Genomic DNA, 14,249 nt, shown 5'->3' on the forward strand with positions numbered 1-14,249 from the left:
CTATTATTTATCTATGGAACCTAAAACGCGTTGCATGAATTGATTCATAGCATCTTTTTTAGGTACCCCTTGCTGTATGCTGTTCGCAACTTCTATGGCGCCATACATATTTGAAATAAGTTCACCGATTACGTCTAGCTCTTCATCTTTTAAAGAAGGTAACTCTGTTAACGCTTCTAAAGTTTCGATGGTTTCTAGAATGTAATCGCTATCTTTTTCTTCAATAAATTCTGTCAGTAATTTAATTATGGGTAATCTCACTGATCAAATCTTTTAATAGGTCGTACTTATTTGTCTGAACCTGATTTTTAATTTTTCCTTTTTCGAAAGAAGCGAAAGTAGGTAAGTTACTTACATCTGCCAGTTTTCTAGATTCAGGAAATTTCTCTGCATCTGCCAAAACAAAAGTAATGTTCTCATTTTGCGAAGCTTCTTTTTTAAATTTTGGCTTCATTATTCTACAGTTGCCACACCAAGTTGCTGAGTACTGTACTACAACATTAGGATTGTTATCTATGATTTCCTGTAAATTATCTTGTTCTAATTCTAATAACATAATATGAAGTTATTTACGGATTAATAAAACTAACATGGAGCAAAGAGCTTCATGTTAGTTCAAAATTTTTATTAGTTTGCGTGTGCAGAAAGATAGCTAGCAACACCGTCTCTATTTGCAGACATGGCATCTTTGCCTTCTTCCCAGTTTGCTGGGCAAACTTCACCTTTTTCTTGTACGTGCGTTAAAGCGTCTACCAAACGTAAATACTCACCAACGTTTCTACCTAACGGCATATTGTTGATGCTTTCATGTTGTACAACACCTTCTTCATCAATAATATAAGTAGCTCGGTAAGTAACGTTGTCACCTTCAACTTGAACAGTTTCTGTTTCTTCGTCGTACACTTCGTTTTGAATATCCAAAATACCTAAAACGCTAGATAGGTTACGGTTGCTATCTGCTAAAATTGGGTAAGTAACACCTTCAATACCACCGTTGTCCTTATCTGTGCTTAACCATGCAAAATGTACTTCTGGAGTATCACAAGAAGCACCGATTACTAGTGTGTTTCTTTTTTCGAACTCACCTATAGCAGCTTGAAATGCGTGAAGTTCAGTAGGGCATACAAAAGTGAAATCTTTTGGGTACCAAAATAAAACAACCTTTTTATTATTTTTTTGAGCTTCTTCTAACACATTAAGCTTAAAAGTATCGCCCATGTCGTTCATTGCATTAACACTAATATTCGGGAATTTTTTTCCTACAAATGCCATAATAAATTTTTCGTTTTATAATTAATTATAAAGCAAAATTAAGACTTGATGGCGCGTTAGAAGACTTTCTAAATTAGAAATTTCAATGGTAGAATAATTATTTTGAATAGCTGATTGTAATGCTAGGTTATAGTAAGAATTACATAATTTTTAACTTTGAAAATTACCAGATCGACAGAAATATATTATCTGAAGCGATAATAACTTAGAATGGGATTTTTAAATTATTTAGCGGCTAATTTTTTAATCTGAATATTGAATCCGGCGAAGATGAAAGTCATTATCGGACTCAACCAATTGAAGATTGCGTAAACGAAATATTCAGCTACCCCAACACCTAATACGCCACTATGGTAAGCTCCACAGGTATTGTAAGGTATTAGTACTGATGTTACCGTACCTGTATCTTCTAAGGTTCTACTTAAATTTTCGGGTGCTAGACCTCTATCTTTAAATGCTTTTGAGAACATTTTTCCTGGTACTACAATTGCCAAGTACTGATCAGATGCGGTACCGTTTAAAACGATACAGCTTATACCTGTGCTAAAGAATAGACCGAATGTAGATTTAGCCATTTTGAGTAAGGACTTGGTAATTCTTGACAATGCACCAATACCATCCATAATTCCCCCGAAAAACATGGCACAGATAATTAGCCAAATGGTACCTAGCATACCTGTCATACCTTTTGAAGAAAACAAATCGCTCAATGCTTTATTGTCAGTTGGCACATCCGTACTAACGGTTATAGCTTTTAGTATACCTTGGTATCCAGACTGAAAAGTTAATTCTGAAGCTCCTGTTATACCCGCAACTACGTTAGGTTGAAAAATTAAAGCAAATAAAGCAGCTAATAAGGTACCTACTAATAAGGCTGCTAGCGGTGGAGTCTTTTTAACGATTAAAAATATAACCGCTACAGGTACCAAAAATAACCAGCCGTTAATATCAAAAGAGGAGTCGATAGACGCCAGTATAGCATCTACATCTGCGTCTCCGCTAGTTTCTAAACTAAAACCGATAATTAAAAATACAACTAGCGTTACAGAAATTGTCGGTACGGTGGTCCATAGCATATATTTTATATGAGAAAACAATTCGCCACCTGCCATTGCCGGTGCTAAATTTGTAGTATCACTTAATGGAGAAAGTTTATCGCCAAAATATGCGCCAGATAATACGGCACCAGCGGTCATTCCTAAAGAAATACCTAAAGCTTCTCCGATACCTATTAATGCAATACCTACGGTGGCAGAAGTTGTCCAACTGCTACCCGTTGCAACAGAAATCACAGCGCAAATAATTACACAAGCCGCTAAAAATATTGTGGGATTAAGAATTTGTAGTCCGTAATAGATCATTGCAGGTATAATACCGCTAACAAGCCATGTACCTGCCAGTGCACCGACCATAAGTAATATTAATAATGCACCGGTGGTAGATCGAATGTTCTCTTCTACTTCGGCAATCATTTGTTGGTATGATACTTTATTTGCAAACCCAACAATAGCAGCAACTGCACCGCCCAATAAAAGTATGAACTGATTTGAGCCACTTAAAGCGTCATCACCAAATACATAAACGTTATATGCTAACATAGCAACTAGGGCTATAACTGGAATTAAGGCGGCAAATATGCTTAATTCTTTATTGTCAACGATATGCTCGTTTTCCCTGTGTTCGTTGGTGCTATGGTCTGACATAAAAAGTGAGTTTGGTTTCTACGTAATATTACGATTTCTGTAACGGTTGTGCAAACCCATTTTATTATTGAAAATTTAGACGTTTATGCTTTTGACATCCAGTATATTAAGGTCTGTAAGGCATTTTTTCATTAGCGTATAGGTTCTTTGAATGTCATCATCCAAACCAATTGAAAATCGAATTAATCCATTACCAAGTCCCATTTCCTCTTGTTCCTCTAACGGAATTTCTGATGAAGTAGAGCTTCCGGGTGCGCTGAACAATGTTTTGTAAAATCCGAGGCTAACTGCTAAATATCCTAATTTTCTTTCTTGCATTAATTCCATTAAAGCATTTGCATTTTCAAGAGTACCTACATCCATAGTAATCAATCCTCCATATCCGTATTCAGGATTCATTTGATCTTCCATAATCAAATGTCCTGGGTGAGAAGGGAGTCCTGGGTAGACAACTCTTAATCCGTCTTTCTCGAAATTCTCGGCTAAATACTGCGCATTTTCACTGTGTTTTTTCATACGAATATGAAGTGTGCGCATGTTTTTTAGAATTGAAGCTGCACGCATGCTATCTAGCGTGCTTCCTAAAAGCATACCAGCTCCGTTATTTACATCTTTAAGGCTAAGACAGAATTCTGTAGTACCACAAACAACACCGGCAACACAGTCGCTGGTTCCATTAATGAATTTTGTAAGACTATGAATAACGATATCTGCTCCTAGTTTTGCAGGTGAAACAGTTAAAGGAGAAAATGTATTATCAACGATCAAGGGTAATTCATTCTTCTTTGCAATACGTGATAGTGCAGAGATATCTGCAACCTCTAAAAGCGGATTACTAACACTTTCGCAATAGATCATTTTGGTGTTTGGTGTAATAGCTGAGGCTACTGCATCAAGATCTGTAATGTCTAAAAAGGTAGTTTTAATTCCGAATTTGATTAAGAAGTTTTTCATGAAGGCATAGGTACCTCCATAAATAGTTCTACTACTAATAATATGATCACCGGCATTACATAATTGTAAAATTACAGCTGTAATAGCACCCATACCACTAGCAGTTACATTGGCACTTTCAGTACCTTCTAATGCTGCTAATGCCTCGCCTAAATATAAATTTGAAGGGGAGGAGTGTCTGCTGTACAAATAACAACCTTCGGTATTACCTTCAAAAGTATCAAACATTGTTTTTGCCGATATAAAGGTATAAGTAGATGAATCGGATATAGAAGGATTTACTCCACCATATTCTCCGAAATATTGTAAATCTTGTAAGTCGTTGCTGTTCTTTTGGCTCATTAGATATTATTTTAAGTAAAAATAGGGTTTGGTAGTAAGTTTGTCAAGATGAACTTTTTTTATTAGATTTTAAAACTAATATTTAGAATTATTTAGAATTTTAATCTGTATTTTCTTAAATTAGTTGGATTAATAAGAATTACAATCATTATGAAGCTAGATCAAACCGACAATAGTCTTTTAGAACTTTTGCAAGCAGATAGCAAAAAAACCACCAAAGAATATGCTTTGAAATTAGGACTTTCAACAACCGCGATTTACGAGCGTATAAAAAGGTTAGAAAGAATTGGGGCTATAAGAAGTTATGTGGCTTTGGTAGATAAGGCAGTAGTTGATAGAAACTTCACGGTTTTTTGCCATGTTAAATTGGTACAGCATGTGAAGGACAATATTGCGCAATTTGAAGCTCAGGTTATGCGTTTACAAGAGGTGGTAGAATGTCATCATTTAAGTGGTGATTATGATTACCTTTTAAAAATACACGTTCAAGATATGGAGGCGTATCGAAATTTTATGGTCAATAAATTAACGGCTATGAATCATATAGGTAGTACCCAAAGCTCTTTTACCATAAAAGAGGTAAAGCATTCTACGGCTATACCCCTTTAAAACTAAAAATAGTATTAATTTTGTAAGACATTAGAAAACAAATATTTTATGGATCAATATGATGTAGCCATTATAGGCTCAGGACCTGGAGGATACGTAGCAGCGATACGTTGTGCACAACTAGGTATGAAAACCGCAATAATTGAAAAATATTCCACTTTGGGTGGTACGTGTTTAAATGTTGGTTGTATTCCTTCTAAGGCGATGTTAGATTCTTCTCATCATTATGAAGATGCTACCAAGCATTTTGAAGAGCATGGTATTGAAATTCCTGGTGAGATTAAAGTGAATTTAGAGAAAATGATTGCACGCAAACAAAGCGTTGTAGATCAAACCACCAAGGGAATTGAATTCTTGATGGATAAAAATAAAATTACCGTTTATGAAGGTATTGGTAGCTTTAAAGATGCTACTCATATCAATATCAAAAAGAACGACGGTAAGACAGAAGAAATTGAAGCAAAAAATATCATTATCGCTACAGGTTCTAAGCCATCTACTTTACCTTTTATAACATTAGATAAAGAAAGAGTAATTACTTCTACAGAAGCTTTAAAGCTTAAAGAAATACCAAAACACATGATCGTTATTGGTGGTGGTGTAATTGGTCTTGAATTAGGTCAGGTATATAAGAGACTTGGTGCAGAAGTTACTGTAGTTGAATACATGGATCGTATTATTCCTGGTATGGACGCTGCGCTTTCTAAAGAGCTGACGAAGGTGATGAAAAAGCAAAAAGTAAAATTTGCCTTATCGCACAAAGTGAAGTCGGTTGAAAGAAAAGGTGATCAGGTAATTATTAAAGCTGATGATAAAAAAGGTCAAGAAGTAGTTTTTGAAGGTGATTATTGTTTGGTTGCCGTGGGTAGAAAACCATATACTGACGGATTAAATGCTGATGCTGCAGGTGTAAAATTTGACGAAAGGGGTAAAGTAATTGTTGACGAGCATTTGAAAACAAGTGCCGATAACATTTACGCTATTGGCGATGTTATCAAAGGAGCTATGTTAGCTCACAAAGCTGAAGAAGAAGGTACTTTGGTTGCTGAGATATTAGCGGGTCAAAAACCACATATCGATTATAACTTAATACCTGGTGTAGTTTACACATGGCCAGAGGTTGCTGCTGTTGGTAAAACAGAAGAAGAACTGAAGGAAGCAGGAGTGGAGTATAAAGCAGGTCAATTTCCGATGCGTGCTTTAGGTCGTGCTAGAGCTAGTATGGATATCGATGGGTTTGTAAAGATTCTTGCAGATAAAAAGACCGATGAAGTATTAGGTGTGCATATGATCGGTGCACGTTGTGCAGATTTAATTGCTGAAGCAGTAACTGCGATGGAGTTTAGAGCGTCTGCCGAAGATATTTCTAGAATGAGCCATGCTCACCCAACATATGCAGAAGCGGTTAAAGAAGCGGCGTTAGCGGCTACAGATAATCGTGCTTTACATGTTTAAATAGAATAGAATTTTTGATATAGAAAAAGGCAGCCAATTGGCTGCCTTTTTGTTTTTTATTACTTTGTGAATCTAGTTTTTAATTAAACCTAAAACACGTAATACTTTCTCTGTAACCGTTCTTAAAACTTCAAAAGCGATAATTGCAAATTGCTCTAAGTATATTCTTGTAGACGATAAAATTGCACGTATGTTTGCTTTTAATCCCGCTTTATGGTCTTCATATTTTAAAGCTAAATAGGTGCTCGCTATCATAAATAGAATCGCGCCAGGTACAACTAAATACGGATTCAATGAATGATGAAAAAAACGATACAGACCTATGCCGGTAAAACTGCCGTATAAAATTATAAAATGAATTATATAGATAGATAAAGTGCTTTGACCTATTCTTAACCATGTTGCATTCATTAAAACTTTTCTTAAAATAATGAATATGGAGAAAACGATTAGTACATCACCCAAACGAATAAACAGATAGTTATTGTCATTTATAGCCTTAAATAATTGTATACCCGTAACATCGTAAACCGAAAGGAAGAAATCTGAAGATAGAAACATAAGAATCAATCCTGTTGCAATGTACGTCGGTACTATGAAATTGTATAAGTTTTTACTTTCTTGATATTTTGAAAATAAAACGGACATAAAACTACCAATAGTAGCGTAGCCCAACCATGGTATAATGGTAAAAACTGAGCCATTTGCCTTTGTTAAATAGTTTGCGAACACTTGCGGTAAAAAATCAAAACTTGAAGCTTTATAGATAGGTTCGAAAATGAACAGCAACAATGTAGTAGATACGAGTATTGTAGGGAAAATCCATTTTTGCCTTGCAAAAGTCAGAATGTAAAATCCGATAATGAATAATAATGAAAGACCAATACAGTGCAGTACATCTACGAGGTAGAACGAATCATAAATTTCACCTTTGAATAAGCCAAAAAGGTTCATTCTTAATAGGTAGGCGATGACCAATAACTCAAACCCGCGTTTAATTCCCTTTTTAACTCTTGGGTTTGCCCAACCGGTTTGCTTCGATCTAATTAACAAGAATGTGAAAATGAATCCTGATACGGTAAAGAATACCGGAGCGGTAATTCCTCTAAAATATTTCCAGATATTGAACACCATATTAGAGTTGTCTCTGAAAGCATTATCAAGCAAACCATCAATGAAATGACCTTGTAGCATCATTAAAATAGCCCATGCCCTAATGGCGTCTAAAAAAAACAATCTTGAATTAGAGTTGCTCATTATCACAATTATATCCTATATACTTATAAAACAGTATGTTTGGATGTTTAAAGGCGTAAAATTAGATAAAATATTCTAAGGTTCATCGTAATTGAATTAAATTCGCAATTACACATTAAAATAGGTCTATGAGTTATATTTTAGCATTTGCAGGTAGTAATTCTTCAGTATCCATTAATTATAAATTGGTAAAGTTTACAGCTAGTTTAATTAAAGGACAAGAAGTGAAGTTGAGAGATATGTCAAAATATCCGTTTCCAATGTATAGTCAAGACGCAGAAAATGAAAACGGATTCTCTAATTCTTTGGTAGAATTCAAGAATGAAATCACTAATGCACAAGGGTTGATTATCTCAGTAAATGAACATAACAGTTATCCGTCTGCATATTTTAAAAACACGATGGATTGGTTGTCTAGGTTAGACGTTAAGTTTCTTGCAGATAAGAAAATATTGTTAATGGCTACATCTAATGGTGGTCGTGGCGCAATTGGTGCCTTAGAAGTAACTGAAAAGTTACTTGCAAGATTTCAAGGTACGGTCGTAGAATCTTTCTCTTTGCCTAAATATGGTGAAAATTTTGACGAAGAAAAAGGTATTATTAACAATGAGTTGGCTAAGATTCATGCGGCGAAGGTAACCTCTTTTTTAAAGGCTATTTCATAATCTGGTTTAACTAATTACAAGTTAAATAAATCTTAGGCTTCCCTTTTAAATTAGGGGACTTTCTTACCTTTATTGCGTGTTAAAAGCATTCAAAAAACATATTGAAGATTCTTTTCCAGAATTGTTAGATACTCACTTTATCATTGCATGTAGTGGTGGTCTAGATAGTTCTGTGCTTGTGGAGCTTTGCCATCAAGCAAATTTTAAATTTTCTATAGCACATTGTAATTTTAGATTGCGGGGTAAAGCAAGTGATGGCGATGAAGCCTTTGTACGTGATTATGCCAAAAAGATAGAGAAAGAGGTTTTTATAACTCATTTTGATACGCTTGGCTATGTAAATCAGCATAAAGTTTCTGTACAAATGGCGGCACGTGAACTTCGTTATGCTTGGTTCGAGCAATTACTAAAAGAAAATAAGGGTATTTATCTATTAACTGCTCATCATGCAAACGATAATCTAGAAACTTTTATAATCAATTTATCTCGAGGTACTGGTATTGATGGCCTAACGGGTATACCTGCCAAAATAAATGATATTCGAAGACCTTTGTTGCCTTTTACTAGGCAAGAACTGGAATCTTTTGCACAGCTTGAAAAAATGGAGTGGCGTGAAGATGCCAGTAATGCCGATGCGAAATATTTACGTAATAAAATTCGACTAGAGATTATTCCGAAATTGAATGAATTACATCCTACTTTTTCAGATAACTTTAAAAATACGTTAGACTATCTACAGCAGACCGAAACTATTGCTTCAGCTTACCTTAAGAAATTAAAAGAAAAACTTTTTGTTGATAAAGATGGTAGGTTTGAAATTGAAATCGCAAAATTGAAAGAATTACATCCGCTTTCTACTTATTTACATGGATTGTTTGGTGCTTACGGATTTAAAGAAATGGATAATCTTGAAGTATTGCTAGACGGACTTTCTGGTAAGCAATTGGCTTCAAGTTCACATGTTTTGGTTAAGAATCGAGATGTATTGATTTTAACTTCGAGCAAGGAAAGTAAATTGGATGCTCAAGAGTATCTGATTACGGAAGAAGAAGTACCTTTGAATCTTCCGTTAAATTTAAAATTTTCGGTGGTAGCCGAACGTTATGAAAATACAGATAATGTAATATTCGTTCAAAAGAATGCATTAAAGTATCCGCTGACAGTAAGAAAATGGAAAACCGGCGACTATTTTTATCCGATAGGTTTAAACCGGAAAAAGAAATTGTCAAAGTATTTTAAAGACGAAAAAGTTGATGTTTTGTCTAAAGAAGATACTTGGTTATTATGCTCAGAAGGGCAAATTGTTTGGGTTATTGGTATGCGTGCAGACCATCGTTTTAGAGTTGACGATACTACTCAAGAGATTTTAAAAATAGAATTACATGATTAGATTTTTTGCTTTACTACTTTTTATTGTTGTGTTACCATTGGGTGTTTTTGCACAAACAGAAGATGAGCCCGTAGTATGGGAACAACAAGTTAATAAAATATCTGAATCGGAATATGAGCTGGTAATGCATGCCAAAATATTAGATGGTTGGCACATGTATTCTCAATTTACATCTGAATTCGGTTCTTTACCGAGCGAGTTTACCTATAACGGTAATGGTACTATATACGAACTTATTGATGGTACAGAAGAGAGTGAGACTATAAAAGAATATAGTGAGATTTTTGAAGTTGAAGAAACTTATTTTAAAGAAGATGCAACCTTTACACAGCGTATTAAATTAGTAGATCCTGCAATAAATCAAATTGATGTTGACTTGTTTTTTCAAGTATGTGAAGAAGTTTGTATCCCTATGGATAAGAAGTTCATCTTTACCTTAGATGGTTCTGCAGCTGAAGCAGTTGTAGCGACTATTGATGATAGAAGTCTAGCGCTAGGGCAAAAGTTACGATTAAATTTAAAGAACAGAGAACTGCTGACTCAGGGTCAAGATAATATTGCCGAGACTACTAATATTTGGGTAATTTTCGGATTAGGTTTTCTTGGAGGATTAATAGCGTTATTGACTCCCTGTGTGTTTCCAATGATTCCGTTAACGGTATCATTCTTCACTAAACATTCTCAGAATAAATCGAAAGGGGTTGTAAATGCATTGCTTTATGGCTTCTTTATTATTTTAATCTATTTTTTATTGAGCTTACCGTTTCATTTGTTCGATTCTGTAGATTCTCAAATTCTAAATTCCATCGCTACAAATGTATGGTTGAATTTATTATTCTTCGTGATATTCATATTCTTCGCTTTTTCGTTTTTCGGATATTATGAACTGACCTTACCAAGCTCATGGGCAAATAAAATGGATGATGCATCGTCTAAGGTTGGTGGTGTGTTAGGCATCTTTTTTATGGCCGTTACATTGGCTATTGTATCTTTCTCATGTACAGGTCCTATTTTAGGAGGATTACTTGGAGGAACTACTTTGGCAGAGGGAGAAGTTGCTACGAATCTTACAGCGGGTATGACAGGTTTTGGTGTTGCATTGGCACTACCTTTTGCATTGTTTGCTTTATTCCCAGCATGGTTAAATTCACTTCCTAAATCTGGTGGATGGATGACTACTGTTAAAGTAGTGTTGGGTTTCTTAGAAATAGGTTTAGCGCTAAAATTCTTGTCGAACGCAGATTTAGTGGGTCACTGGGGTATTCTAAAAAGAGAAGTATTCTTAGGAATTTGGATTCTTCTAGGAATAGCTATGACATTTTACTTGTTCGGGTTATATAAGTTTCCACATGATGGTCCGGTGAAAAAGTTATCACTTAGTAGAAAAGTAGCCGCCTTTATAAGCGCTGCCTTTACAATATATATGATATTGGGAGTGACTAATATCACAAATTTGAAACTGTTAAGCGGCTTTCAGCCACCAGAGTTTTATAGCATTTTTGAGCAAGAAAGCGATTGTCCTTTAGGTATTGATTGCTTTAAAGATTTTGATGAAGGTCTTGCGTATGCCAAAGAGGTCAACAAGCCTATTCTATTAGATTTTACGGGTTGGGCTTGTGTCAACTGTAGAAAGATGGAAGAGAATGTTTGGAGCGATGCTGAGGTATTCCCAATTATAAAGGAGAATTACGTGCTTATTTCACTGTATACCGATGATAGAGAAGAACTGCCCGAAGCTGAACAATTTAATTTTCAGTATGATAGCGGTCGCGTTAAAGAAATTAACAACATTGCCCAAAAATGGGGAACCTTTCAAGATGTAAACTTTAGCTCTATCTCTCAGCCATTTTATGTGTTGCTTTCTCCTGATTTAAAAGTACTAAATACATCTATTCAAAATTCAGATGTACCAACCTATAAGAACTGGTTGTTAGACGGTTTGAAAAATAATAATTGATGGGTGGGTTTTGTAGGATGTTGACTACTTGTCAATAAAAAGCAGAGCTGCGAGGTGTTTAATGTAAAAAATAGTTTTAACTTGGGACCGATTCCCCCAAACTGAACTATGAAAGCATTAAAAAAAATAGGAGCGTTCCTGTTGGTTATTGTTACCCTTCTGATTATTGTTATCGGAGTATTTGTATACACTTTAAAACCAGATTATTCTGGTAATAAAGAACTAGTAGACCTCAAAAAAGAGGTTGCCGTATATTACGATGAATACGGTATTCCACATATTTACGGTGAAAATGAAAAAGACGCCTTTAGAACTTTAGGCTATGTGCATGCGCAAGATCGTTTGTGGCAAATGGAGCTATTGCGAAGAATTGCAAGTGGTGGTTTATCTGAAGTTTTTGGTGCCGATTTAATTGGAACAGATAAATTCTTTTTATCTCTTGGTATTGCAGATGCATCTAAAGTGTCCGCCACCAATGCCGATCAGAATGATGAAGGTGTAATTTTGGCCAAAGCTTATTTAGACGGAATTAATCAATTTATAAAAGAAGGACCAACACCTGTTGAATTTTATCTGACAGGTATTGAAAAGAAAGAATTTGTTTTAGAGGATGTCTATAATACTATTGGGTATATGGCTTTTAGTTTTGCAATGGCACACAAAACAGATCCTCTTTTAACGACCATAAATACCAAACTAGGCACTGAATATTTGAACGATTTACATGTTGGCTCAAGTACAGAAACGGAGTGGATAAAGAATTACAATCCGTCGCAGTCAGATACTATTCAGAATAACCTAACTGCGGCTGTCAATAAAGCATTGGGTGCCTTAGATATTCCCTTATTCGAAGGCAGTAATAGTTGGGTAATCGCACCAGAAAAAACAAAGAATGGCAAGGTTATTTTAGCTAATGACCCTCATATTGGTTTTGCTCAGCCGTCTGTTTGGTATGAAGCTCATATAGAAACACCGACATATTCAAAATATGGCTATCATATTGCAGGTATACCATTTCCGCTTTTAGGTCATAATAGAAAAGTGGCCTACGGTATAACGATGTTCGAGAATGATGATGTTGATTTCTATTATGAGCAAAACAATCCTGAAAATGAGAATCAATATTTATCTGAAAATGGATATGTAGATTATGAAATTATCACAAAGAGTTTCAAAGTAAAAGATGCGTCTGAAGTTGAGTTTTCGTATAAAAAATCGAACCACGGACCAATTTTAAACGGAATTGCTGATCAGGTGCAAGGTGAAAGACCAATTGCCATATCGTGGTTGTATACTCAAATGGATAACAAAGTTATAGATGCTTTATTTGGTTTGAGTCATTCTAATAACCTTACGGAGTTTAAGTCTGCTTTACCAAAAATTCATGCGCCAGGTTTAAATATTATGTACGGTGATGATGAAGGTAATGTTGCATGGTTTGCCACTGCCCAGCTTTATAAAATTCCTGATTCAATAAATACAAAGTTGGTATTTGAAGTAGGTGAGGGACTTCCGGTAGAAAAAGAATTTATTGATTTTAATGAGAATCCGCAGGCAATAAATCCTCCGAATAATTATGTGTACTCAGCCAACAATCAACCAGATTCTATTGCAGGTATGTTGTACCCAGGTTACTATTTACCTGAAAATAGAGGAAAACGAATAGTACAGTTGTTAGAACCTAAGAATGATTGGGATTTAGATGCTGCAAGTGAAATGATTACTGATGTTATTTCAGCCGTAGATCCAGAAATAGTTACCAATTTATCTAAATATCTAGATGTTTCATTATTAAGTGAAAACGGATTAAAAGCTATAGACAGTTTAAAAATGTGGACAGGTAATTATGAGCTATCATCTATAGAGGCTACGATTTATAACAGATGGGTGTATTACTTTTTAGAGAATACTTTTAAAGATGAACTGGAAAAAGAGCTTTTTGATCAGCTATTAGAGACTCATTTTTCAAAAAGATTAATAGCACCAATGTCTAAGGATGAGGAGTCTGTTTGGTTAGATAATGTAAATACTGCCGATGTTCAAGAAACTATGGCAGATATCGTAAATAGCTCTTTTATGGAAGCAGTAAAGTCTTTAGAAAAAGACTTTGGCAATAATATGGATTATTGGCGATGGGAGAGAGTTCATAGTATTGAACATCCACATCCTATTGGTCAAATAGCAGCCTTGCGTTCTTTCTTTAATGTAGGTCCATTTCCGGTGAATGGTACTAGAGAAGTAATTAATAATCTAGGATTTTCTTATGATGCTACTGGTTTTTATAAAACAACCTCGGGTCCTTCAACTAGAAGACTTATTGATTTTTCTGATGTAGAAAATAGTATCAGTATTCTACCTACTGGGCAATCTGGTAATCCGTTTAGTAAACACTACAGAGATCAGGCAGAAATGTACATCAATGGGGAGTTTCGTAAAATGATGATGAATGAGGTTGAGATTAAAGATACTGCTAAATCAATTCTTGTCTTTAGACCATAAAATAACTTATTCAGTATCATTTATGTTAAATTTCTAAACTTAATTTATTAAAATCATTAAACGCTATAATATTCTTAATTCTTAATTTTAAAAACGTGATTTGGTTTAGGTATTTCTAATTTATTGTTATTTTTAAAACAATAACC

General features: G+C 34.9%; 12 protein-coding genes. 6 read left to right on the top strand and 6 right to left on the bottom strand.

The features are described from left to right. Positions 1-3 precede the first annotated feature (3 nt). The 5 genes from CLV90_RS09830 to CLV90_RS09850 form a co-directional block, all read right to left on the bottom strand. Positions 4-261 carry a DUF6952 family protein gene (locus CLV90_RS09830; protein WP_133687314.1) on the bottom strand — a complete coding sequence of 86 codons (258 nt, stop codon included), beginning with the start codon at positions 259-261 and terminating at the stop codon, positions 4-6. After that, entirely contained in the window at positions 242-556 is a 315-nt protein-coding gene (locus CLV90_RS09835) for a thioredoxin family protein (protein ID WP_073246691.1), read from the bottom strand. The genes CLV90_RS09830 and CLV90_RS09835 overlap by 20 nt, the downstream gene beginning before the upstream one ends. A gap of 71 nt (positions 557-627) precedes the next feature. Beyond that, positions 628-1,272, bottom strand: a complete 645-nt coding sequence (locus CLV90_RS09840; RefSeq protein WP_133687315.1) for a peroxiredoxin — start codon at positions 1,270-1,272, stop codon at positions 628-630. Between the two features lie 224 nt (positions 1,273-1,496). Next, entirely contained in the window at positions 1,497-2,975 is a 1,479-nt protein-coding gene (nhaC, locus tag CLV90_RS09845) for a Na+/H+ antiporter NhaC (protein WP_133687316.1), read from the bottom strand. Positions 2,976-3,050: 75 nt separating this feature from the next. After that, positions 3,051-4,271 carry an aminotransferase class I/II-fold pyridoxal phosphate-dependent enzyme gene (locus tag CLV90_RS09850; RefSeq protein WP_133687317.1) on the bottom strand — a complete coding sequence of 407 codons (1,221 nt, stop codon included), beginning with the start codon at positions 4,269-4,271 and terminating at the stop codon, positions 3,051-3,053. 150 nt (positions 4,272-4,421) lie between these two features. Between CLV90_RS09850 and CLV90_RS09855 the strand changes: the two genes are divergently transcribed. Both CLV90_RS09855 and lpdA read left to right on the top strand, forming a co-directional pair. After that, positions 4,422-4,880, top strand: coding sequence for an Lrp/AsnC family transcriptional regulator (locus CLV90_RS09855; protein ID WP_133687318.1), 459 nt, complete (start codon positions 4,422-4,424; stop codon positions 4,878-4,880). Positions 4,881-4,928: 48 nt separating this feature from the next. Beyond that, positions 4,929-6,335 carry a dihydrolipoyl dehydrogenase gene (gene lpdA, locus CLV90_RS09860; RefSeq protein WP_133687319.1) on the top strand — a complete coding sequence of 469 codons (1,407 nt, stop codon included), beginning with the start codon at positions 4,929-4,931 and terminating at the stop codon, positions 6,333-6,335. A gap of 72 nt (positions 6,336-6,407) precedes the next feature. On the opposite strand, the gene CLV90_RS09865 is transcribed toward lpdA, so the two are convergent. Further along, entirely contained in the window at positions 6,408-7,592 is a 1,185-nt protein-coding gene (locus tag CLV90_RS09865) for a heparan-alpha-glucosaminide N-acetyltransferase domain-containing protein (protein WP_133687320.1), read from the bottom strand. A 128-nt stretch (positions 7,593-7,720) separates the two neighbouring features. Between CLV90_RS09865 and CLV90_RS09870 the strand changes: the two genes are divergently transcribed. The 4 genes from CLV90_RS09870 (at position 7,721) to CLV90_RS09885 (ending at position 14,103) form a co-directional block, all read left to right on the top strand. Further along, a complete protein-coding gene (locus CLV90_RS09870; protein WP_133687321.1) occupies positions 7,721-8,257 on the top strand; it encodes an NADPH-dependent FMN reductase in 537 nt (178 codons plus the stop codon). A gap of 76 nt (positions 8,258-8,333) precedes the next feature. Continuing rightward, positions 8,334-9,647 carry a tRNA lysidine(34) synthetase TilS gene (gene tilS, locus CLV90_RS09875; RefSeq protein ID WP_133687322.1) on the top strand — a complete coding sequence of 438 codons (1,314 nt, stop codon included), beginning with the start codon at positions 8,334-8,336 and terminating at the stop codon, positions 9,645-9,647. After that, on the top strand, positions 9,640-11,604 hold the full coding sequence (locus tag CLV90_RS09880; RefSeq protein ID WP_133687323.1) for a protein-disulfide reductase DsbD family protein: 1,965 nt from the start codon (positions 9,640-9,642) through the stop codon (positions 11,602-11,604). Before tilS ends, CLV90_RS09880 begins: the two co-directional genes overlap by 8 nt. 108 nt (positions 11,605-11,712) lie before the next feature. Next, complete coding sequence (locus CLV90_RS09885) at positions 11,713-14,103, top strand: penicillin acylase family protein (protein WP_133687324.1); 2,391 nt, start codon at positions 11,713-11,715, stop codon at positions 14,101-14,103. Positions 14,104-14,249: the final 146 nt, after the last annotated feature.

Source organism: Maribacter spongiicola (assembly GCF_004364165.1).
GTDB classification, from domain to species: domain Bacteria; phylum Bacteroidota; class Bacteroidia; order Flavobacteriales; family Flavobacteriaceae; genus Maribacter; species Maribacter spongiicola.